Source organism: Streptomyces sp. NPDC000134 (assembly GCF_042899225.1).
In the GTDB taxonomy this organism is placed as follows: domain Bacteria; phylum Actinomycetota; class Actinomycetes; order Streptomycetales; family Streptomycetaceae; genus Streptomyces.
In genome coordinates this window covers 1-21,660 of the sequence record NZ_JBIAZN010000033.1, presented here as the reverse complement: position 1 = coordinate 21,660, position 21,660 = coordinate 1, and the positions used below count along the sequence as shown (strand labels likewise).

19 protein-coding genes are annotated in these 21,660 nt (G+C 68.7%); 8 read left to right on the top strand and 11 right to left on the bottom strand.

Going from position 1 to position 21,660, the window contains the following annotated elements; genetic code table 11:
- Positions 1-123 precede the first annotated feature (123 nt).
- From ACFY32_RS32655 to ACFY32_RS32645, 3 genes are all read right to left on the bottom strand, one after another.
- Positions 124-1,026, bottom strand: coding sequence for an ABC transporter permease subunit (locus ACFY32_RS32655; RefSeq protein ID WP_359203850.1), 903 nt, complete (start codon positions 1,024-1,026; stop codon positions 124-126).
- A 7-nt stretch (positions 1,027-1,033) separates the two neighbouring features.
- The gene (locus ACFY32_RS32650; RefSeq protein WP_359203847.1) at positions 1,034-2,038 is read right to left on the bottom strand and encodes a sugar ABC transporter permease; all 1,005 of its coding nucleotides are present in this window, start codon (positions 2,036-2,038) and stop codon (positions 1,034-1,036) included.
- A 107-nt stretch (positions 2,039-2,145) separates the two neighbouring features.
- Entirely contained in the window at positions 2,146-3,414 is a 1,269-nt protein-coding gene (locus ACFY32_RS32645; RefSeq protein WP_390676208.1) for an extracellular solute-binding protein, read from the bottom strand.
- Positions 3,415-3,781: 367 nt separating this feature from the next.
- On the opposite strand from ACFY32_RS32645, the gene ACFY32_RS32640 reads away from it, so the two are divergent.
- Positions 3,782-4,810 (top strand): LacI family DNA-binding transcriptional regulator, encoded by a 1,029-nt coding sequence (locus tag ACFY32_RS32640; RefSeq protein WP_359203841.1) that lies wholly within the window; start codon positions 3,782-3,784, stop codon positions 4,808-4,810.
- A 112-nt stretch (positions 4,811-4,922) separates the two neighbouring features.
- The gene (locus ACFY32_RS32635; protein WP_390676207.1) at positions 4,923-5,750 is read left to right on the top strand and encodes a phosphatase PAP2 family protein; all 828 of its coding nucleotides are present in this window, start codon (positions 4,923-4,925) and stop codon (positions 5,748-5,750) included.
- 74 nt (positions 5,751-5,824) lie between these two features.
- On the opposite strand, the gene ACFY32_RS32630 is transcribed toward ACFY32_RS32635, so the two are convergent.
- From ACFY32_RS32630 to ACFY32_RS32615, 4 genes are all read right to left on the bottom strand, one after another.
- Positions 5,825-8,827 carry a bifunctional [glutamine synthetase] adenylyltransferase/[glutamine synthetase]-adenylyl-L-tyrosine phosphorylase gene (locus ACFY32_RS32630; protein ID WP_390676206.1) on the bottom strand — a complete coding sequence of 1,001 codons (3,003 nt, stop codon included), beginning with the start codon at positions 8,825-8,827 and terminating at the stop codon, positions 5,825-5,827.
- Between the two features lie 156 nt (positions 8,828-8,983).
- A complete protein-coding gene (locus tag ACFY32_RS32625) occupies positions 8,984-10,738 on the bottom strand; it encodes an NAD+ synthase (protein ID WP_390676205.1) in 1,755 nt (584 codons plus the stop codon).
- Positions 10,739-10,794: 56 nt separating this feature from the next.
- A complete protein-coding gene (locus ACFY32_RS32620) occupies positions 10,795-11,421 on the bottom strand; it encodes a DUF305 domain-containing protein (protein ID WP_359203830.1) in 627 nt (208 codons plus the stop codon).
- Positions 11,418-12,083 carry a DUF3105 domain-containing protein gene (locus ACFY32_RS32615; protein WP_359203828.1) on the bottom strand — a complete coding sequence of 222 codons (666 nt, stop codon included), beginning with the start codon at positions 12,081-12,083 and terminating at the stop codon, positions 11,418-11,420. Before ACFY32_RS32615 ends, ACFY32_RS32620 begins: the two co-directional genes overlap by 4 nt.
- Before the next feature lie 309 nt (positions 12,084-12,392).
- On the opposite strand from ACFY32_RS32615, the gene ACFY32_RS32610 reads away from it, so the two are divergent.
- Together ACFY32_RS32610 and ACFY32_RS32605 are read left to right on the top strand one after the other, a co-directional pair.
- Positions 12,393-13,754, top strand: a complete 1,362-nt coding sequence (locus ACFY32_RS32610) for a glutamine synthetase family protein (protein ID WP_359203825.1) — start codon at positions 12,393-12,395, stop codon at positions 13,752-13,754.
- Between the two features lie 336 nt (positions 13,755-14,090).
- Complete coding sequence (locus ACFY32_RS32605) at positions 14,091-14,840, top strand: transposase family protein (protein WP_390676204.1); 750 nt, start codon at positions 14,091-14,093, stop codon at positions 14,838-14,840.
- 323 nt (positions 14,841-15,163) lie between these two features.
- On the opposite strand, the gene ACFY32_RS32600 is transcribed toward ACFY32_RS32605, so the two are convergent.
- The 4 genes from ACFY32_RS32600 to ACFY32_RS32585 form a co-directional block, all read right to left on the bottom strand.
- Positions 15,164-16,051: a hypothetical protein gene (locus ACFY32_RS32600; RefSeq protein ID WP_359190956.1), complete on the bottom strand. Its 888-nt coding sequence runs from the start codon at positions 16,049-16,051 to the stop codon at positions 15,164-15,166.
- A 1-nt stretch (position 16,052) separates the two neighbouring features.
- A complete protein-coding gene (locus tag ACFY32_RS32595) occupies positions 16,053-17,450 on the bottom strand; it encodes an AAA family ATPase (RefSeq protein ID WP_359190959.1) in 1,398 nt (465 codons plus the stop codon).
- A 347-nt stretch (positions 17,451-17,797) separates the two neighbouring features.
- Positions 17,798-18,160: a hypothetical protein gene (locus ACFY32_RS32590; protein ID WP_359190962.1), complete on the bottom strand. Its 363-nt coding sequence runs from the start codon at positions 18,158-18,160 to the stop codon at positions 17,798-17,800.
- Between the two features lie 14 nt (positions 18,161-18,174).
- Positions 18,175-19,407 carry a helix-turn-helix domain-containing protein gene (locus ACFY32_RS32585; RefSeq protein ID WP_359190965.1) on the bottom strand — a complete coding sequence of 411 codons (1,233 nt, stop codon included), beginning with the start codon at positions 19,405-19,407 and terminating at the stop codon, positions 18,175-18,177.
- 163 nt (positions 19,408-19,570) lie between these two features.
- On the opposite strand from ACFY32_RS32585, the gene ACFY32_RS32580 reads away from it, so the two are divergent.
- The 4 genes from ACFY32_RS32580 (at position 19,571) to ACFY32_RS32565 (ending at position 21,621) form a co-directional block, all read left to right on the top strand.
- On the top strand, positions 19,571-19,951 hold the full coding sequence (locus ACFY32_RS32580) for a hypothetical protein (RefSeq protein ID WP_359190968.1): 381 nt from the start codon (positions 19,571-19,573) through the stop codon (positions 19,949-19,951).
- A gap of 369 nt (positions 19,952-20,320) precedes the next feature.
- On the top strand, positions 20,321-20,551 hold the full coding sequence (locus ACFY32_RS32575) for a DUF397 domain-containing protein (RefSeq protein ID WP_359190970.1): 231 nt from the start codon (positions 20,321-20,323) through the stop codon (positions 20,549-20,551).
- 252 nt (positions 20,552-20,803) lie between these two features.
- A complete protein-coding gene (locus tag ACFY32_RS32570; RefSeq protein ID WP_359190973.1) occupies positions 20,804-21,136 on the top strand; it encodes a hypothetical protein in 333 nt (110 codons plus the stop codon).
- A 50-nt stretch (positions 21,137-21,186) separates the two neighbouring features.
- On the top strand, positions 21,187-21,621 hold the full coding sequence (locus tag ACFY32_RS32565) for a hypothetical protein (protein WP_390676203.1): 435 nt from the start codon (positions 21,187-21,189) through the stop codon (positions 21,619-21,621).
- Positions 21,622-21,660 lie beyond the last annotated feature (39 nt).

Sequence of the window (21,660 nt, the reverse complement as noted above, 5' to 3'; positions counted from 1 at the left end):
GTCGGGTGGCGTCGGCCGCCGGGGAAGGAGGCGGTCGCGGTACTGCGGGGTCCGGGGGTCCCCCCGCTCGAGCGAAGCCGAGAGTGGGGGAGGGCACCGCGACCGCCACCCGCGGGAGGGGCCTCAGCCCTTGGTGCCGCCCGCGGTGAGGCCGGTGACCAGGTTCTTCTGCACGAGGTAGAAGAAGGCGGACACGGGTATGGCGATCAGCACCGCGGTGGCGGCCATCAGGTTGCGCTGCGCGTCGTGCTCGCTGACGAAGCTCTGCAGTCCGACGGCGAAGGTGTACTTGGTGTCGGACAGCATGAACGTGGACGCGAAGGCGACCTCGCCGAAGGCCGTGATGAAGCTGTAGAAGGCGGCGACCGCCAGGCCCGGCCGGGCCAGCGGCAGGATCAGCCGGAAGAACGTGCCGAACGGGGAGAGCCCGTCGACCCGGCCCGCCTCGTCGATCTCGAACGGGATGGTGTCGAAGTACCCCTTGAGCAGCCAGGCGCAGTACGGCACCGCGGTCGAGCAGTAGACCAGGATCAGCCCGAGGAAGCTGTCGATGAGCCCCAGCTCGGACAGGATCTGGTACATCGGCACGATCAGGACGGCGATGGGGAACATCTGCGTGAGCAGCAGCACCCACATCAGCTTCCGGTAGCCGGGGAACCGCATCCGGGACACGGCGTACCCGGTGGTGGCGGCGACCATGACGCCGATGACGGTGGTGCCGAGCGAGACGACCAGCGAACTCTGCAGCCAGTGCCAGAAGTTGGTCTCGCTCAGCACGAACGAGTAGTTCTCGAACGTCATCTTGCCCCAGATGCGCCCGGGGTGCAGATAGTCGTCCTTGTCCGGGCCGAGGGAGAGGAAGACCAGCCAGGCGATGGGGAACAGGGCGATCAGGCTCGCCACGGTGAGCACACCGTGCGAGGCGAGGGCGGCGCCCCGGCCCCGCCGGCGGCGCGGTCCCGGCGCGGGGGACGCGGCGCCCGACTCCGCCGGACCGGTCGCGGGGGTGACGGTGGTGGTGGTCATGGATGCCTCAGATCGCGAGCTGCTGCTCGTCACGGTTCAGCCAGCGGCGGTAGAAGGAGGTGAAGACGATCAGCACGGCCAGCAGCAGGATGCCGTAGGCGGCGGACTGCGCGAACTCGCGCGGCTGCTGCCCGAAGCCGAGCTGGTAGGCCCAGGTCACCAGGATCTGCGCGTCCGGGGCGGTGTTGCCGAACAGCAGGAAGATGATGGCGAACTGGTTGAAGGTCCAGATGATGCCCAGCAGGACGACGGTGGAGCTGACCGCCCGCAGGCCGGGCAGCGTCACGTGGCGGAACCGCTGCCAGGCGTTGGCGCCGTCCATCTCGGCCGCCTCGTACAGCGAGGAGTCGATGGACTGGAGCCCGCCGAGGAGCGAGACCATCATGAACGGCACACCGCACCAGGTGTTCACCATGATCGCGGCGAACCGCTGCCAGAAGGTGTCCTCCAGCCACTGCGGCGTCGGCAGGTGCACCGCCTCCAGGGCGGAGTTGATGATGCCGGAGTCGGCGAGCATGAACCGCCAGCCGAAGACGGTGACGAAGGTCGGCACGGCCCACGGCAGGACCAGCATCAGCCGGTAGAAGGTGCGTCCGCGCAGCTTCTGGTTGAGCAGCAGGGCCAGGCCCAGGCCGATGCAGTAGTGCAGGGTGACGCAGGCGGCCGTCCACACGATCGTCCAGATGAAGTGGGACCAGAACCGGTCGTAGGCGGTCTCGCCCCACAGGATGTCGGCGTAGTTGTCCAGGCCGACGAACTTGTAGGTGGCCTCGATCTCGTTGACGCCGATGGTGCGGGCCGAGTTGAGGCTGTCGGCGTCGGTGAGCGTGAGGTAGAAGCCGTACGCCAGGGGGTACAGCACCAGGACGCCGAGGACGATCACCACCGGCGCGATCATGGCGTAGGCGTACCAGTGTCTCTGGTAGCCGTTGATGAGGCGCCGGCCCAGGCCGGGCCGGGGCGTGCGGTCACCGCGGCGCTTGCCGGTCGCGCGGTCGATGGCGACTGTCATGGTTCGACAACCTTCTCGGAATCCTGCGGATCAAGGGGTACGGCCCAGGGGCCGGCGGCCGTCGGGTCCCCTCCCCCTCTGCCGGGGGACCCGACGGCCACGCGGGCTCACTTGCCGAAGTCCGGCACCAGCTTGGTGATGGCCGTCTCGGCGTTCTTCAGCCCCTCGTCCAGCGACTCCTTGCCGCCGGCGATCTTCGGCAGCTCGTCGTCGAGCGGGGTCCACAGGGAGCTGTACTCCGGCAGGGCCGGGCGCGGCTGGGCGGCGGAGAGCACGCCCTGGTAGCCGGCGATGCCCGGGTCGGCCTTGACCTTGTCGGTGTAGGCGTCGTCCCGCGTGGGCAGCGTGGAGTTCTTCAGCGCGACGCTCTCCTGCGACTTCGCGGAGGTCATGAAGTTGACGAACTTCAGCGCGGCCTTCTGGTGCGCCTGGTCCGACCCGGCGTACACGGACAGGTTGTGGCCGCCGGTCGGGGCGCCCGCCTTCCCCGTCGAGCCGGCCGGGACGGTGGCGATCCCCAGGTTCTCCTTGTCCTTGAACGCGGAGCCCTTGTAGAAGTTGGTGATCTCCCAGGGGCCCTGGATGATCGAGGCGAGCTTGCCGCTGACGAACGCGTCCTGGATGTGGGCGTAGGCGTCGGCGGTGGTGTCGGCCTTGTGCAGGCCCTTGCCGTCGAACAGGCTCAGCCAGGTGCCGTACGCCTTCTTGGCCGCGGCCGAGTCGACCGTGATCTTCTTGGCGCCGGCGTCGACGGTGTCGGTGCCCTCCCCGTAGAGGAACGGCTGCGCGTAGTAGCCCGCGGTGGAGCCCCAGTAGCCGTCGGCGCCGGTCTTGGCCTTGATCGTGGCGGCGGCCTTCTTCAGGTCGTCCCAGGTCTTGGGCGCCTCGACGCCGGCCTTCGCGAACAGCTCCTTGTTGTAGACGAAGGCGAGCGTGTCGGTGACCAGCGGGACGCCGTACGTCTTGCCCTCGTACTTCGCCTGCTCGATCAGGCTCGGCTGGAACTTGTCCTGGTCGGCGAGGGCCTCGGTGCCGTCCAGCGGCAGGAAGAAGCCCTTCTTGGCGAAGGCGGGGGTCCAGCCGACCTCGGAGCGCAGCACGTCCGGGGCGCCCTTGGAACCGGCGGCGGTGTCGAACTTGTTCTGCGCCTGGTCGAAGGGGACGTTGACGTAGTTGACCTTGACGTCCTTGTTGGCGGCCTCGAACTCCTTGACCAGGGCCTTGTACGTCGGCGCCTCGTTGGTGGCGTTGGAGGTGTCCCACCAGGTGATGGTGACCGGACCGTCGGCCGAGTCGCCGCTGTCGCTCCCGCCGCAGGCCGTCGCCGCCAGGGCGAGGGACGCCACCAGCGCGGTGGCCGCTATGCCACGCCGCATGAGTTCTCCTTGAGGGTGAAAAGCCCGTGTGTGCAGGAGGCGGTCCCGTCCGCCGCTCCTGTCGACTTGCCGACTGCGCCGTTGCGGCCGCCGGGCGACGTGAACGTAACAGCGCTGAAAGCGTTTCGAAAGACCTTGCAGCAAAAAAGTGCAAGAGATCTCGGTCGTTATCCGTACGTGACGCATCGGCGACCGCCGTGAGACGCTTCTTTACAAGGTCCGATCACATGCAAGACTCTGCAAGATCTTGCCGTCAACTCTTCGAGGGAGCGCGATGACCCAGCAGCCCGCGCCGGGGCGTGCGAAAGGCCGGGCCCGGCGTCCGGTCGGTGGGCAAGGGAGCGGACGGCCGGTACAGTCCACCCCTGTGACCACACGGCTTGCCGATATCGCCGCCCAGGCGGGGGTGAGCGAAGCGACCGTCAGCCGCGTCCTCAACGGGAAGCCGGGCGTCGCCGCCACCACCCGCCAGTCCGTACTCGCCGCCCTGGACGTCCTCGGCTACGAACGCCCCGTGCGGCTGCGGCAGCGCAGCGAGGGCCTGGTGGGTCTGATCACCCCGGAGCTGGAGAACCCCATATTCCCGGCGCTGGCCCAGGTCATCGGCCAGGCGCTGACCAGACAGGGCTACACCCCGGTGCTCGCCACCCAGACGCCGGGCGGCTCCACCGAGGACGAGCTGACCGAGATGCTGGTCGACCGCGGGGTGGCCGGCATCATCTACGTCTCCGGGCTGCACGCGGACACCACCGCCGACACCGAGCGCTACGAGCGACTGCGCGCGCAGGGCGTGCCCTTCGTGCTGGTCGACGGCTTCTCGCCCAAGGTGCAGGCCCCGTTCATCTCCCCCGACGACCGGGCCGCGATGGCGCTGGCGGTCACCCACCTCGTCTCCCTCGGCCACACCCGGATCGGCCTGGCGCTGGGACCGAAACGGTTCGTCCCGGTGCAGCGCAAGATCGAGGGCTTCGTGCGCACCATGCAGGACCAGCTCGGCCTGCCGGCCCAGACCGTCGAGACCGACCTGGTGCGGCACTCCCTCTACACCCTGGAGGGCGGGCAGGCCGCGGCCACCGCGCTGATCGCCCGGGAGTGCACGGCGGTGGTGTGCGCCAGCGACATGATGGCGCTCGGCGCGATACGGGCGGCCCGGCAGCACGGCCTGGACGTCCCCAAGGACATCTCCGTCGTCGGCTTCGACGACTCCCCGCTGATCGCCTTCACCGACCCGCCCCTGACCACGGTCCGCAAGCCGGTCCCGGCGATGGGCCAGGCCGCCGTCCGCACCCTGCTGGAGGAGATCGGCGGCACCCCCGCTCCGCACAGCGAGTTCGTGTTCATGCCGGAGCTGGTGGTCCGTGGTTCGACGGCGTCCGCTCCGGGAACCCGCGTCTGAAGTCCTCCTGCGGAAGGAGCCCGGAGGACCTCCCGTCGGCGTAGAACATGCGTCCAGAACCCGACGGAGGGATGATCGGTGACAGTAAGCTTTTCTGGCAGACTCTGTGCCCATGGGTGACACGACCGTGACGACGACGGAAGGCCGGGAAGCGGCCCTCCCGGGCTCCGTCACGGCCGCTCGGGAACCCGGCCCGCTGCGCCGGCTGCGCACCCCGCGCCGGCCCCGGCTCTGGTTCGAGATCCTTCTGATCGCGGTGAGTTACTGGACGTACTCGCTCGTCCGCAACGCGGTACCGGAGCAGCGCGCCGAGGCGCTGCGCAACGCGGACTGGATCTGGGAGCTGGAGCACCGTCTCGGCATCGCGGTCGAGCAGTCGGTCAACCACGCGGTGAACTCCGTGACTTGGCTGATCGTCGGCATGAACTACTACTACGCCACCCTGCACTTCGTCGTCACCCTCGGCGTCCTGGTGTGGCTCTACCGCGGCCATCCCGGCCGCTACGCGGCGACCCGCCTCGTCCTCTTCGCCACCACGGCGGTGGCGCTCCTCGGCTACTACCTGTATCCGCTCGCGCCGCCCCGGCTGATGAGCGGCGGCGACTTCATCGACACCGTCATGGTCCACCAGACGTGGGGGTCGATGGCCTCCGGCGACCTGAAGAACATGTCGAACCAGTACGCCGCGATGCCGTCGATGCACATCGGCTGGTCCCTGTGGTGCGGCCTGACCGTCTTCACCCTGGCGAAGGTCCCCTGGGTCCGCGTCCTGGGCCTGCTCTACCCGACGGCCACGCTGATCGTGATCGTCGCCACGGCCAACCACTTCTGGCTCGACGCGGTGGGCGGGGCGCTGTGCCTCGCCTTCGGCTACCTGGTCGCGTCCGCCTGGTACGGCAGGACTCCGTACGCGCTGCCCCGTCAGCCACGGGGAAGCTGACCGGGGGCGCTGCGCGTCCCGCGTCCGGCGTCCCGCGTCCCGCGTCCGGCGTCCGGCGTCCGGCGTCCGGCGTCTCAGGCGTAGAACAGCTCGTCCACCACACCCCGGGCCCGCCGCGCCGTCCGCCGGTACGCGTCCAGCATGTCCCCCGCGTGACCGTGCCCGTACCCCAGGTACCGCCCCACCGCCGCCAGCTCCCGGCTGTCGGACGGGAACGTGTCCCCCGCCCGCCCCCGCACCAGCATCACCGCGTTGCGCACCCGGGTGGCCAGCACCCACGCCTCGTCGAGGACCGCCGCGTCCTCCGGCGGGATCAGCCCCGCCGCACCGGCCGCCGCCAGCGCGGACCGGGTCCGTGTCGTCCGCAGCCCCGGCACCTCGTGCCCGTGCCGCAACTGCGCCAACTGCACGGTCCACTCCACGTCCGACAGCCCCCCGGGGCCCAGCTTCGCGTTCAGCTTGGGGTCCGTCCCGCGCGGCAGCCGTTCCGTCTCCATCCGGGCCTTCAGCCGCCGGATGTCGCGCACCGCGTCGTCCCCGAGCCCCCGCGCCGGGTACCGCAGCGGATCGATCAGCTCGATGAACCGCCGTCCCAGTTCCTCGTCGCCCGCCACGAACTCGGCGCGCAGCAGTGCGTGCGACTCCCACACCAGCGACCACCGGCGGTAGTACGCCTCGTACGACTTCAGCGTGCGCACCAGCGGCCCCGACTTCCCCTCCGGCCGCAGATCCGCGTCGATGATCAGCGGCGGGTCCGCGCTGGGCACCTGGAGCAGCCGCCGCATCTCGGAGACGACCCGGTTCGCCGCCTCCCCGGCCTCCCGCTCGGCCGCCCCGTCCCGGGGCTCGTGCACGAACAGCACGTCCGCGTCGGACCCGTAGCCCAGCTCGTGCCCCCCGAACCGCCCCATCCCGATGATCGCGAACCGGGTCGGCAGCTCGTCGCCCCACCCTTCCCGCACCACCGCCCGGAGCGTCCCCGCCAGGGTGGCCGCCGTCAGGTCGGAGACCGCCGACCCGACCCGGTCCACCAGCGCCCCCTGGTCGGCCTCGGCGGAATGCGCCTCCGTGCCGTACGACCCGACGATGTCGGCCGCGGCGGTGCGGAACAGCTCCCGCCGCCGTACCCCGCGCGCCGCCGTCACGGCCTGCGTCGCGCCGTCGGCGCGGCGGACCGCCGCGAGGATCTCCTGTTCCAGCGCGGCCCGCGAGCGGGGCGCCAGTCCCCGGCCCGTCCCGCCGTCGCCGTCGCCGAGCAGGGCCACCGCCTCGGGCGCCCGCATCAGCAGGTCGGGGGCGAGCCGCCCGGCGGACAGCACCCGGGCGAGGTTCTCCGCGGCGGCGCCCTCGTCCCGCAGCAGCCGCAGGTACCAGGGGGTCTTGCCGAGCGCGTCGGACACCTTGCGGAAGTTGAGCAGGCCGGCGTCCGGGTCGGCGGAGTCCGCGAACCAGCCCAGCAGCACCGGCAGCAGCGTCCGCTGGATGGCCGCCTTCCGGGTCACCCCGGACGCCAGCGCCTCCAGGTGCCGCAGCGCGGCGGCCGGATCGTCGTACCCGAGCGCGACCAGCCGCTCGCGCGCCGCCTCGGCGCTGAGCCGGGCCTCGCCGGGGGCGAGCGCCGCGACCGCGTCGAGCAGCGGCCGGTAGAACAGCTTCTCGTGCAGGCGCCGGACGACGGAGGCGTGCCGCCGCCAGTCGCGCAGCAGCCCGGCGACCGGGTCGGTGCGCAGTCCGAGGGAGCGTCCGATGCGCCGCAGGTCGGCCTCGTCCTCGGGCACGAGGTGGGTGCGGCGCAGCCGGTGCAACTGGATGCGGTGCTCCAGGGAGCGCAGGAACCGGTACGCCTCGTCGAGCTGGGTGGCGTCGGTCCGGCCGACGTATCCGCCGGCGGACAGGGCCCGCAGCGCGTCGAGGGTGGTCCCGCTGCGCAGCGAGGCGTCGGCCCGGCCGTGCACCAGTTGCAGGAGCTGGACGGCGAACTCGACGTCCCGCAGTCCGCCGGGGCCGAGCTTGAGCTGCCGGTCGACCTCGGCGGCGGGGATGTTCTCGACGACCCGGCGGCGCATCTTCTGGACGTCGGCGATGAAGTTCTCGCGTTCGGCGGCCCCCCAGACCAGGGGCTGGAGCGCGGCGACGTACTCCGCGCCGAGGGCGGCGTCGCCGGCCACGGGCCGGGCCTTGAGCAGGGCCTGGAACTCCCAGGTCTTGGCCCAGCGCTGGTAGTACGCCACATGGCTGCTCAGCGTCCGCACCAGCGGGCCGTTGCGGCCCTCGGGGCGCAGGTTGGCGTCGACGGGCCAGATGGAGCCCTCGACGGTGGTCTCGGAGCAGATCCGCATCAGGTGGGAGGCGAGCCGGGTGGCGGCCCGCACGGCCCGGGTCTCGTCGGCGCCCTCGGCGGGTTCGCCGACGAAGATGACGTCGACGTCGGAGACGTAGTTGAGTTCGTGGCCGCCGCACTTGCCCATGGCGATCACCGCGAGCCGGCAGAGCGCGGCGTCCTCGGGCGCGGCGGCGACGGCGATCCGGAGGGCGGCGCGGAGGGTGGCGGTGGCGAGGTCGGCGAGTTCGGCGGCGGTCTGGGCGACGTCTATGGTGCCGCACACGTCGCGGGCGGCGATGGAGAGCAGGCAGCGCCGGTAGGCGACGCGCAGGGCGACGGGGTCGTCGGCCCCGGCGAGGCCGCGTTCGAACTCGGTGACGCCGGGGTGCAGGTCGCGGGGTTCGTAGGTGACCAGGGCCCGCCAGTCCCCGGCGTGCCGGGCGAGGTGGTCGGCGAGCGCCTCGGAGGCGCCGAGCACGCCGAGCAGCCGGTCGCGCAGCGGCTTGGCGGCGATCAGCGTGTCGAGCAGTTCCCGGCGGGCGGTGGGGCCGGGCTGGGCCTCCAGCAGGCGGACCAGGCCGTGCAGGGCGCCGTCCGGGTCGGCGGTGGCGCCGAGCGCTTCGAGGAGGACGGGGTCGTTGCGGACGGGCACCAGTTCGGGGCTGTCCAGCAGGCGTTCGGCGGCCGAGGGGTCGGTGAACCCGTGCCGCAGCAGCCGCGTGAAGGTGCTGCTCCTGCGTCCCGGCGCGGTCATCTCCGGCCTCCCGTCGGATCAAGGTCGTCGTGGCCAGAGCCTAACCGGACCGGGGGTCACGGGCACCGACGAGCGGGCGCGCGCCGACGCCGGCCGGCACCGGCAAGACGCGCCCGCGCCCGAAGACGCCCCCGCCCCCGGGGGACGTACCCTCCCCTACGCCTTCTCCCGCCACCCATTGGTGATCGGCAGCCGCCGGTCCTTGCCGAACCCCTTGGGCGAGATCTTGGTGCCCGGCGGGTACTGCCGGCGCTTGTACTCCGCCGTGTCCACCATCCGCAGCGTGCGTGCCACCAGCTCCGGGTCGTACCCGGCCGCGACGATCTCGTCCGCGCCCCGGTCGCGGTCGACGTACAGCTCCAGGATCGCGTCGAGCACGGGGTAGTCCGGCAGCGAGTCCGTGTCGACCTGCCCCGGCCGCAGCTCGGCGCTGGGCGGCTTGGTGAGGGAGTTCTCCGGGATCGGCGGGGTCTGCCCGCGTTCGGCGGCCGCCCGGTTGCGCCACTCGGCCAGGCGGAACACGGACGTCTTGTACAGGTCCTTGATCGGCCCGTACGCGCCCACCGAGTCGCCGTACAGCGTGGAGTAGCCGACCGCCAGCTCCGACTTGTTGCCGGGGGCGAGGACGATGTGGCCCTCCTGGTTGGAGATCGCCATCAGCAGGGTGCCGCGCAGCCGGGACTGGAGGTTCTCCTCGGCCAGGCCGGTCAGGCCCAGCGACCCCATGTACGCGTCGAACATCGGCTCGATGGCGACGGTGCGGTAGTGCAGCCCGGTGCGCCGGGCCAGCTCGGCGGCGTCGTCCTTGGAGTGCTCGGAGGAGTACTTCGACGGCATGGAGACGCCATAGACGTTCTCCGCGCCGACCGCGTCGCAGGCGATGGCGGCGACCAGGGCGGAGTCGATGCCGCCGGAGAGGCCGATCAGCACGGACCGGAAGCCGTTCTTGGCGACGTAGGCGCGCAGGCCCACGACGAGCGCCGAGTAGACCTCCTCGTCGTCGTCGAGCCGGTCGGCGTACGCGCCGGTCAGCTCGGGTCCGTAACCCGGCAGGGGTTCCTCGGAGAGCACGACCCGCTCGATGCGCAGCCCGTCGTCGACGGTCCCGTCCGGCGCGTCGGGCGCCGCGGCCGGCAGGTCGAGGTCGAGGACGAAGCAGCCCTCGGAGAACTGCGGCGCCCGCGCGACGACCTCCCCGTCCCGGTCGACGACGATGGAGTCGCCGTCGAAGACCAGTTCGTCCTGGCCGCCCGTCATGGCGAGGTAGGCGGTGGTGCAGCCGGCCTCCTGGGCCCGCTTGCGCACCAGTTCCAGCCGCGTGTCGTCCTTGTTGCGCTCGTACGGCGAGGCGTTGATGGACAGCAGCAGCCCGGCCCGCGCGGAGCGGGCGGCGGGGACCCGGCCGCCGTCCTGCCAGAGGTCCTCGCAGATGGCCAGCGCGACATCGACGCCGTGCACCCGCAGCACCGGCATGGTGTCGCCGGGCACGAAGTAGCGGAACTCGTCGAAGACGCCGTAGTTGGGCAGGTGGTGCTTGGCGTAGGTCAGCACGACCTCGCCCCGGTGCAGCACCGCGCCCGCGTTCTGCGGGGAGCCCGCGGGCTGGCCGTACTTCGGCCGCGCGGTCTCGCTGCGGTCGAGGTAGCCGACGACGACCGGCAGCTCGCCGAGCCCCTCCTCGGCGAGGCGGGCGGCCAGCGCGCGCAGGGCGGCGCGGGATGCCTCGACGAAGGACGACCTCAGGGCCAGGTCCTCGACGGGGTACCCGGTCAGCACCATCTCCGGGAACGCCACGAGGTGCGCTCCCTGCTCGGCGGAGTGCCGGGTCCAGCGGACGATCGACTCGGTGTTCGACGCGAGGTCACCGACGGTGGAGTCGATCTGGTTCAGGGCGAGTCGTAGTTGAGGCACGGAACCAGTGTAATCGTCAGACCGACGCGATGGAGGGACGCGGGGGGCGCCGCAGGTCAGGCGGGGGGCTTCGCGCCGCGCTCGCGCAGCAGGTCGGCCATGAGCGCGATCTCCGACCGCTGGGACTCGACCATGCTGTCCGCGAGCCGCTTCTCGGCCTTGACCGCGCAGCGTTCCACGCAGCCCTCGGCCATGTGCGCGCCGCCCTTGTGGTGTTCGGTCATCAGCCGCAGGAAGTAGACCTCCGCCCGCCTGCCGTCCAGGGTGCCCAGCTTCGCCAGCTCGGCGTCGGTGGCCATGCCCGGCATCAGCGACCCGGGCCCCGCGGACGGCATGTCGCCCATGCCCATCCAGGTCATCGGCGGGTCGGAGGACACCTTGGGCAGCTCCCACAGGTCGAGCCAGCCGAGCAGCATGCCTCGCTGGTTGGCCTGCGTCTGCGCGATGTCGTAGGCGAGCCGCCGCACCTCCTCGTCGTCGGTGCGGTCGCGCACGAGGTAGGCCAGTTCGACGCCCTGCTGGTGGTGGACGGCCATGTCCCGGGCGAACCCGGCGTCCGCCGAGTCCGCCGCCGGCGCCGGGTCCGTACCGTCGTCCCGGGTGACGGCGAAGGCGACGGCGCCCGCCGCGAGGAGCGCCGCCGCGACGGCCCCGGCGGCGGCGCGGCGGACCCGTCGCCTCACTTCGCCAGTCCCCCGGTGCACGCGGCGCCCGGCTCGGGCGTCTGCTTGCCCTGCACGTACTTCTCGAAGAACGCGTCGACCGCCGGATCGTCGGCCCCGGTCACCGTCCGCTGGTGCCCCCAGGCGCTCAGCATGATCGGGTCCCGCTGGCCCTCGTAGGGGCTCATCAGCGAGTACGGCGTCTTCTCCACCTTCGCCGCCAGCGCGTCGACGTCGGCCTTCGGGGCCTTGCCGGTGTACGTCACCCAGACCGCGCCGTGTTCGAGGGCGTGCACGGCGTTCTTGTCGTTGAGGGCCTTGTCGTAGACGTCGCCGTCGCAGTTCATCCAGACCTGGTCGTGGTCGCCGCCGACCGGGGGCTTCATCGGGTAGGACACGTCCTTGGTGACGTGGTTGCGGGAGAGGGTGCCCTTCCAGGTGCGTACGCCGTCCTCGCCGGTGACGAACTTGCCGGCGGCCTTGCCGTCGGAGGCGGTGTCGTCCGAGTCGCCGGTCTGCGACCGCACCAGCAGCACGCCGCCGACGACGAGACCGGCCACGACGACCACGCTCACGCCGATGGTGAGGAGGCGGTTGCGGCGCTGCCGCGCCTCCTCCGCGCGCCGCATCTCGGCTATGCGCGCCTGCCGGGCCTGGCTGCTGCTCTTCTTGGCGGTGCCCATGGGGTAGTGCCCTTCTGGGAAGGCGGCGGTAAGTGCGCTGATCGTAAGGCGGAAGGGGGGCCCGTTCGTAGGGAGTGCGCCGGATCTGTTGCGGCCGCAGCCCAGGAATGGCCCGATCGAACACACGGCCTCTACGCTGCGGGGAGAGCGGAAACCCGCCGCACCTGAGCCGTTCAGTCCCGGGCCGCCCGGCCGATCATGGTCGGCAACGCGCACGAAACGGTCGTGTGGTGGGATGCTCAGGTGCCCGACCGCCTCCTGCGGCACCGGAGACAGGCGGCCTGACCAGCAAGGATGGGGAAGCGGAAGATGGACAAGCAGCAGGAGTTCGTGCTCCGGACCTTGGAGGAGCGCGACATCCGGTTCGTACGCCTGTGGTTCACGGACGTGCTGGGCTTCCTCAAGTCCGTGGCCGTGGCCCCGGCCGAGCTGGAGCAGGCCTTCGACGAGGGCATCGGCTTCGACGGCAGCGCGATCGAGGGCTTCGCCCGGGTCTACGAGTCCGACATGATCGCCAAGCCGGACCCGTCCACGTTCCAGGTGCTGCCCTGGCGCGCGGAGGCCCCCGGCACGGCCCGGATGTTCTGCGACATCCTGATGCCGGACGGCTCGCCGTCGTTCGCGGACCCGCGCTACGTCCTCAAGCGCGCCCTGGCCCGCACCTCCGACCTGGGCTTCACCTTCTACACCCACCCGGAGATCGAGTTCTTCCTGCTGAAGGAGAAGCCGGTCGACGGCTCGGTCCCCACGCCCGCCGACAACTCCGGGTACTTCGACCACACCCCGCAGAACATCGGCATGGACTTCCGCCGCCAGGCGATCACGATGCTGGAGTCGATGGGCATCTCGGTGGAGTTCTCCCACCACGAGGGCGCCCCCGGCCAGCAGGAGATCGACCTGCGGTACGCCGACGCGCTCTCCACGGCCGACAACATCATGACGTTCCGCCTGGTCATGAAGCAGGTCGCGCTGGAGCAGGGCCTCCAGGCCACCTTCATGCCGAAGCCGTTCTCGGAGTACCCCGGCTCGGGCATGCACTCGCACCTCTCCCTCTTCGAGGGCGACCGCAACGCGTTCTACGAGTCCGGCGCCGAGTACCAGCTCTCCAAGGTCGGCCGCTCCTTCATCGCGGGCCTGCTGCGGCACGCGGCGGAGATCAGCGCGGTCACCAACCAGTGGGTCAACTCGTACAAGCGCATCTGGGGCGGCACCGAGCGCACCGCGGGCGCGGGCGGCGAGGCCCCCTCGTACATCTGCTGGGGCCACAACAACCGCTCGGCGCTGGTCCGCGTCCCCATGTACAAGCCCGGCAAGACGGGCTCGGCCCGCGTCGAGGTCCGCTCCATCGACGCCGGCGCCAACCCGTACCTGACCTACGCCGTCCTGCTCGCCGCCGGCCTCAAGGGCATCGAGGAGGGCTACGAACTCCCGCCGGGCGCCGAGGACGACGTCTGGGCCCTCTCCGACGCCGAGCGCCGCGCGCTGGGCATCGAGCCCCTCCCGCAGAACCTGGGCGAGGCCCTGACCCTGATGGAACGCAGCGACCTCGTCGCCGAAACCCTCGGCGAACACGTCTTCGACTTCTTCCTGCGCAACAAGAAGCAGGAGTGGGAGGAGTACCGGTCGGAGGTGACGGCCTTCGAGCTGCGGAAGAACCTGCCGGTGCTGTAGGGGCAGGTCAGAAAGCTTTCCCGTTCGTTCGGCGGTCGGGGCCGTCGGTCGCTGACCGTCGGCTCCGAAACGACTAACCGCCCCTGGGCCTCCAGCGCCGGATCGGCGCTCTCGTACAATCTATCCACGGCCTTCCGGACCTATGCGGCGCTGCTCGGCATGAGGTGCACCTGGACCCGTAGCGCGCCCCCCGATCTCTGTGGCCAAGGTAGGCGCTCAGTGAGCTTCTTCGAGGTGGCCACCGATCAGGTGACGGTCCGCGGGCCGCAACGAGCGAGGCCCCCGAGCTGTTGATCGAGATGTCTGACGTCTCAACCACGCTGCTCGGGGGCCTCGTTGGTCATCTATCCTGCCGCACTCGACCTGCCGCATGCGCTTGTGGAATGGGTGACCATGCTCGTCGTCACCCGCGAGGGTGACCGGCGCTGCAAGCTCCGCCCGTCTCAGCGAGCGATGGTGGCACTGGTGTACCTGCGTGAGCACACCACCTTGGCGAAGATCGCTGCCGGGTTCGGGATCAGCGAGTCCACCGCCCACGCCTACACCAGCGCGGTCATCCACCTGCTCGCCGCGCGTGCGCCGGGGCTGTTGAAAGTCTTGCGCGAGGCCGACCCCGACTTCGCCCTGCTGGACGGCACCCTGGCCGAGTGCGACCGGGTCGGCGACTCACGCGCGGACTACTCCCACAAGCACCGCCGGCACGGAGTGAACGTGCAGGTGGTCACCGATCCGGACGGCCGGCTGCTGTGGCTCTCACCCGCGTTGCCGGGTCGCACTCACGACCTGACCGCGGCCCGCACCCACAGGATCATCCGCATCTGTGAGCGCCAGGGCGTCCCCATCCTGGCCGATCTCGCCTACCAGGGCGGTGGCCCCTGGGTGACCACGGGCATCAAACGCAGGCCCCTACAGGAACTCACCCTCACCGAGAAGACCGTCAACCGGGCCCTGGCTTCGGCGAGGGCACCCGTCGAACGCGGCGTCGCCCGCCTGAAGTCCTGGCACATCTTCCGCAGGTCCCGATGCAGCCCGAACCGCATGACGTCAATCGCCAAGGCTGTCCTCACCCTGGAGCGGCAACGCTGAAGAAGCTCAGTGATTGACGTTCTCGTCAGCGTCTAGCAGGACGGACGCGTAGAAGTGCCTGAGGGCGCGCATGCCGTGTTGACGGGCGACCTGGTGACTTCTCTCTCGGCTTCGGCGGAGTGATGACCTCAACGGCCACGAGAGCAAGCTTCCACTCGATCGTTGAAGTCCGTACACCGAATGGGGCCCGCGCCGTCGAGACGCGTGAACACCAGCCACTTCGTGACAGACGGACCGTCCGCCTGAAGCCACAGGCATGGGGCCTTCCACCGGACAACACGCCTTGATGTGCTGCTTGAGGGCACCCGCCACACGAGGCCGTTTCAGGAAGCGCCTATAAGGCGAAGCAGGTCCAGCCCCCATTGATTGACGCGGAGTTCGTGCGCTCCAGCGAGGCGTAGGGCCCCTTCAAGGTTGTCCAGCGTCACACTCTGAGCTCGTTTTGTACCGCAGTAGCCGCACAGCGCCACTCCGAGAACGAGCAGGAAGTCCCTTCCACGAAAATACGGCTCTGACCCTCTCGGGCACACTGGTTCACGCGTCACATGTTGCCGACCTTCCGCGTAATCCGTGAGTGCCGCCAAAGAGGGCAACTCTGGCCAGTCATGTGCCGGCAGTTCGGACCTGTTCCGCGAATTATCGAGTAGCGCATTGCAGAAGGATCGAATTTTGAGTGTCATCGTTTTCTTGTCAATCTTACTGGACAAGTCGACGGCATCAAAAGCCAGTCCCCAACCATTCTCTGCGTTTGCTCGACGCAGACGGGTTATGGGTCCCAAAATTCCTATCAACTGAGAGGCTACCTTCTGCGCCCCGCCGAGATTCTCGATCTTATCGCAACTCCCAATTTCGAGCAGCAGATCAAGACCAGCCCTTGAGAGGACCAGCATGGCCTCCATATCGGCGTTCTCATAGGGGTGGACTGTTCGAAGTCTTTGCTCCGCATCGTCGACGACGTCATCGAAGTCACGGTCAACTACGCAAGCGAAATTCTCCTGCGTCCACGCCTCCAACTTCTCGGCCGCTTCTAGAGCTACGCTGCGAGTGCTTGCGGGGAAATAGGCTATGTCTTTTCCTTGGAATGCCCGTTGAAGGATCCGTACATCGCTCGGACCTTCCACGATCACCACGGGGCGCTTGTCGCGCTGCCGATGCAGTCGAATCCGATCTTCCAGTCGATCGAGTTCTCTAAGCGAAGGAGAAGTGGTCACACTAAACCTCGCTATCCAAGTCCTCATCAGCGTCTACTTCATCAAGATTTGCCTCAGGGAGGCTGGGGGTCGCAATTTCTCGAACTAGGTCCCAATTACCGTTGATGATCGCGCTTGAATGAGTTGCGAGGACAATCTGGAGGTGCGCCAACCTAGCGACTTCGCTAATGTCGTCCAAGAACGAGTGCTTCCATGCGGCGTGCATTGAGATCTCGGGCTCGTCAATCAGAACGAGAGATCCACTACGAGCGGAGAATAGCAGCATGCTAAATACCGCAAGGAGGTGTTGTTCGCCCGAGGAAAGGGCGTGAACTGCAACAGGACGGCCGTTGATTTTAGAGCGAAACCTGATTTGCCCCTTGGGGCTCAAGAAAATTTCCTTACCAATGAACTTGGTCTCAACGATCCGTCGCAGGGATTTTAGCTTCTCATGGATGGGTAGCAGGGGTTGAAGCTTGCGCTCCCAGTCATCCAGAAAGACATTAAGAATTCTTCGCTCTGTCGGTGTGGTTTTCTCTTCAGGGAAGCGGACATCAACAGGGCGGACACTCAAACCGCTCGCATGCAGTTCAGCATGCTGGTCAGCGATTCTCTGGTACCTCTCTTTTAGGTCTTTCTCATTGATCGTTGTCCGGGCCTTCTGCAGGACACGAGCGGCGAACGACTGATCGGCATCCAAGGACTCGTTGAGGGAACGGCGGCGTGCTTCTTCCATCTGTGCCGCGACCTGGTCGATATAGAGCCGGATCCTAGTGACGGTCGTACCAGTATTGCCGGCTGCCGCCGGACGGTGAATTTTTCCTGGATAGATCGGGACTGCATCAAGGCGTTGAGTGTCGACAAGGATCGATCGTGCGTCCTCGTACACCTCCACCATTGACGCGTTGCTGCGTACCAAGGACTGAGGGGAGGCTTTGGTTCTCAGACCCCAACGTCGTGCCACATCGCGTGACATTAGTCGATCCAGGCGGGTATCGAACCAACTTCCATCAGGAAGCCTCACGGCCCATTCTGGTCCCTCTGTTCCCTCGACACGCCCCGAATAGGGGATAATGATTTCCTGCCATTTACGGGCCAGTGGCCTCTTGACAGACAGTCGAAATCCTGCCACCTCGCCTTCTTCGTGATGCGGCGAGGCCTTGAGGGTGAACTTGTCGGTGAAGCGAACTTCGATGGCTTCGAACTCAACCGAGGAAAGAGTGTCGAGATCGAGCGAAATGAGCGCGTGAAGCAAACGCAAAAAATGTGTTTTACCGATACCGTTGGGGCCTGAAATGATAGTGGTAGGAGATCCCTCGGTGAACTCTACGTCATGATTAACGTAACCGAACAAGCCGCTAATCTTTACCTCGGAGATCCTGCGCACCGTTGCCCCCATCTCATCCCCCGCTGCCTGCATGGATGTTATCCCATGAGTCTCTGGACGGAAGAGGTTCCGCGCATTCATACCGGGAGACTCGGGCAGTGACTCAACCGGCCACCTACACGAAGTAGGTCGGCACAAGGCACGGCTGCCCGACCGAACGGGGATCGGATGATCATCGCCTGAGCGAACGGCGTTGGCGACCGCCGCTGCTCGGTCTAGTTTTGTCGCAGTAGTCCGGTAAGGCCCCCGTGGACTACTGACTCCGGGGACCGAGGCGCCGCATTGGCGGAGCCTCGCTTTCACTCAACGCCCTTGAACACATGACTGGAAGGCCCTGGCCAACTGACCAGGCGCTTCGGGAAGTTACGTGCCGCACATGCCTACCGAAGGCTTTCTGCGACCGCCTCGAAGATGTCCGAGTCGGTCTCCTTCTGCCAGTCCGGCAGGTCGGGCCAGTCGGCCACGTACCCTGGCTTGGGGTCCTCGAAGTGCTTGTACATCTGTGCCGTCCAGCTTGTCGCGACGAACCGGCCCTTCTGCTCACGCGAGAGGCGGGACGCGTGGCCGCCGCTCAGTTCGAGGAACTGGCGGACCTGTGCGTACACGGCCCCCGCGGCCTCGCGTTCCCACTCGGGCGTCTCCTCCCACGGGGTCACGTAACTCGGCTTCGGCTCGCCGGGGAAGTGCCTCCGCACTCCGGCGATCCACGCTTCGCGGAAGACCCGTGCGCCCTCGTCGGCCATGCCATCTCCTCTCGTCATGCCGTCATGGCGTTGATCTCGGCCCTCAACTCGGCAATACGCCGGTCGCGTCCGCAGGTGCCCAGCTCGGCAGCCAGGCTTTGGAGTCTACGGGCGACGTAGCCGGACCCGGAGGCTTGCGCCAAACGCATCGCTTCGAGTCCGTACTGCATGACCTGCTCCGGGTCCTTCCGCCTCGCGCCGATCACGGCCAGGTCGACAAGCACCGCGCTCCGGCGTCGGAAGGAACGGCCGGCCGCCAGGGGAGCGAGTTTCAGTGCGTCCTGCAGGGCCGTCTCGGCCAGGCCAAGGCGGTTGAGCTGCAAGTACCGGGCGCCTCGCCCCTCCGCCAGGCGCGAGCCGTCGAAGCGTAACCAGCCGCCGTTCAGGACCTGCCCGCCGAGGTCGGTGACCTTCTCCGCCTCGTCCAGGGCCTCCTCGCAGGCATCGAAGTCGCCAAGCCAGGCGAACGCCTCCGCCTGCACGGCTGCGGCCCAGTGCTCCGTCACCAGGCTGCTGTCCCCGCGCAGGGCGACGCACCGCGCAGCCTCCAGAGTCTCAGCGGCCTGTTTGTAGCGGTGTTCCGAGAGGTCTACGTACGCGCTGCGGATCAGGGCGCACGCCCACAGGTCGTAAGCGCGGACCTCCTTGCTCGCACTGGCCGCCAACGAGTAGAAGGCGGCGGCATCGTCGTGCCGGTTGGAGTCGAAGGCCAGCTCACCCGCCAGTTGGAACAGGTCGCCGGCCGCGACGCAAAGCGAGCCCGGAGCGGCCCGCCGGTCGCGTAGCGCGTCGTTCAAGGCAGTGAGCTGCGACCGCACGACGGGGTACACAGTGTGTTTGGCCCGAGCGAACTGGTAGACCTGCCACAGATAGCCGTTCATGCGCCCGTAGTCGATGACGCCGCCGTCCAGGGCGTCAGCCTCGCCCGCGGGCACGGCGGCGAGCGCGCCTGAGACTCCTATGAGGCGCAGGAACTCGCGTCGGATCATCTCGTCTGAGTCCCCCGGGCAGTGATGGGCGTTCGACGCTGACCATGCGGGCTTCGGCGGCACCTCGGCCGGGGTGAACAAGGCGTCGAGTTCTTCAAGGTCCATCTGTAGCAGTTCAGCCACCTTGGGCCGCTGGGAAGGCTGAGGCTTGCATCTGCCCGTCTCCCATCGGCCCACGGTGCGCCGGTCGACGCCTGCCGCTTCGGCGAACCCCTCCTGGGTGAAGCCCAGAGCCCTGCGCCTGTCGGCGATGCTCATGCAGCCCCCTTTCCCCGGTTCTTGCCGCACCCAACCATGCCGCCTGTCCCATGTCCCGGAGATGTCCCAACACTGACCCACGAACGCCGTGGTCCGCACGCCGCTCGCGCGGAACGCTGGTCTCCATCCGGTGAAACTGCCGTCAGCCAGTGAGGGAAACGCCGTGAAGACCGACACGAGCAGATGCGAAGTAACCGACGCCGCGGACGGTGATGAACCGATCGATGCGGAGCTGATCCAGGACAGCACCGAGTCCGTCCTGACCATGAGGCTGGACAGTTCGATCCGCGCGGATATCGAGCTCAAGACGTCGACCGTGGTCGGCTATCTGAACCTGCTGATGCTAAAGGATCTGGGCGCGGACACGGACGCGTTGGTCCGGCAGATGTTCGACAAGGCGTACGAGCTGCTGGATCTGAAGAAGCGCCCCAGGGCGGACACGCCGATCTTTGCCGCCTTCTTCTACATGCGCGAGGTCGCGGGGCTGACACGGCGCTTCTTGTGGATCCACACCCAGAGGAGCGCGACGGATGGTGCGCGGTGAGCCCCAGCTCGCAACAGGTGGCCTACGTGCTCGCCCTGCTCGGACTCATGTCCGCCCTGGTGGTCGGCATCCTCGCCGACCGCGCGGAAGACACAGACGCCCGCTTGGACAGTGGCAGCGGGTCTTCCAGGGACTGGTGATCGCGGCCGCGGCGTTCCTCACGGCCGTCTGCCGACAGCTCACCAATTGATCTTCCGCCCCCGAGGGTGACTCCCCGGTCGACTCCCCTCGGCTCGCACCCCCTCGGGGCGGAGCCAAGCGCCCGCCCCGGCCAGGAACAGGAAGGCCGGGCCGGGGTGGGTCGGCAAGCGCACCACGGCGCGGAGACCGCATCTCCGCATCGCAGTGACACCAGAGAGGACTACCCCGATGGACAGCAACCTCTACACCCTGCCGACGGACGGCGTCGAGACGACGAACTTCTGCGGCGGCCCCTGCACCGAGGGCTGCGTCGACTTCGCCGCAGTCCCCGGCACGGCCGACTCCTTCATCGTCCGCGACTCCAAGCCCGAGGGCGCCGGCAAGGAACTGCGCTACACGGGCTCCGAACTGGATGACTTCGCCCTCGGCTGGGTGAGGCAGCGGGGCCTGACCGTCTGACCCTGCTACACCTCCCGAGCACAGCCCTCGGCTGGCCGTCTCTCCTCCTCCGAGGGGCGGCCCGCCCCGATCCCCGGAAAGGCGCACATGAGCTGGTCAGGACATATCCACGGCTACGGCCCGTGGACCGGATCGCCCGACACGTACCACCGAGAAGGCGACCGGCGCCCTCCGCATCCTGACCCTCCCGCGCCTCCGGTCTCCGACGAAGACAAGGGGGCCGTCCGCATCCTTCAGCGGTACCGCGATGTGATGGCCGAGTTCCCGGCCTCAAACCTGCCACCGATGATGTCGGGGCACTGGCTGCTCAAGCGGAATCAGGCTTCCCCTGAGCGGACCTGGGTGGACGCGTCAGCGGCGCTCGACTGGGCGACCAAGCACTTCCTCGACAACCCGCCGATGGAGCGGGAGGACGGCCGCCAAGCGTACGCGGGCCTGGAGACGAAGCGCGAGTACGCGCTCGATGTTCTGCCGGTGGGTGTCGACGTGAGCTGGGTCTACTACAACCGGTCAGGCAACATCGTCTCTCTGAACCTGGTGTGCTGCCCGAACCGACATCATGATCTTGCCTGCCCGCTGAGCTGAAACGGCCCGACGCCCCCGGGCACGGCGGCGGAACCGCCTAGGGTGCCCCCATGGTCGACGACTGGAACGAGTGGAACGCGGAGCGGGTGCGGCGGTTCCGGGGCGAGGCGGGGGCTCGGGGGCTGCCCGAGGGTGAGGTGGAGGCGTGGGTACGGGCGCTGGTGCCCGGGACGTTCTTCGCGGAGGGCGGGGACGGGCCGGTGGTGGTGCGGTTGGGCGGGTCGCCCGGGTTGCCCGAGGGCGTGCCCGTGCCGGAGTGCCCTCTCGTCGCCGCCGTCGACTGCGCGCTGCTGCCGGGGGGCAGCGGGCTGCCCGCCGACGGGCGCCTGCTGTTCTTCGGCGAGCCCTCGCTGGACTTCCGGGGGCCGGCGGGCGGGTCCGTGGTCCATGTTCCGGCCGGGGCGGCGACGGACGTACGGAAGGCCGGCAGTGAGCCCTTTCCAACCTGGTCGCGGGGCAGGTCAGTTGGGGTGACAGACAGGTGAAGCCCCTGGTAGATGGGTTTTCGACCAAGAAATCCGTCT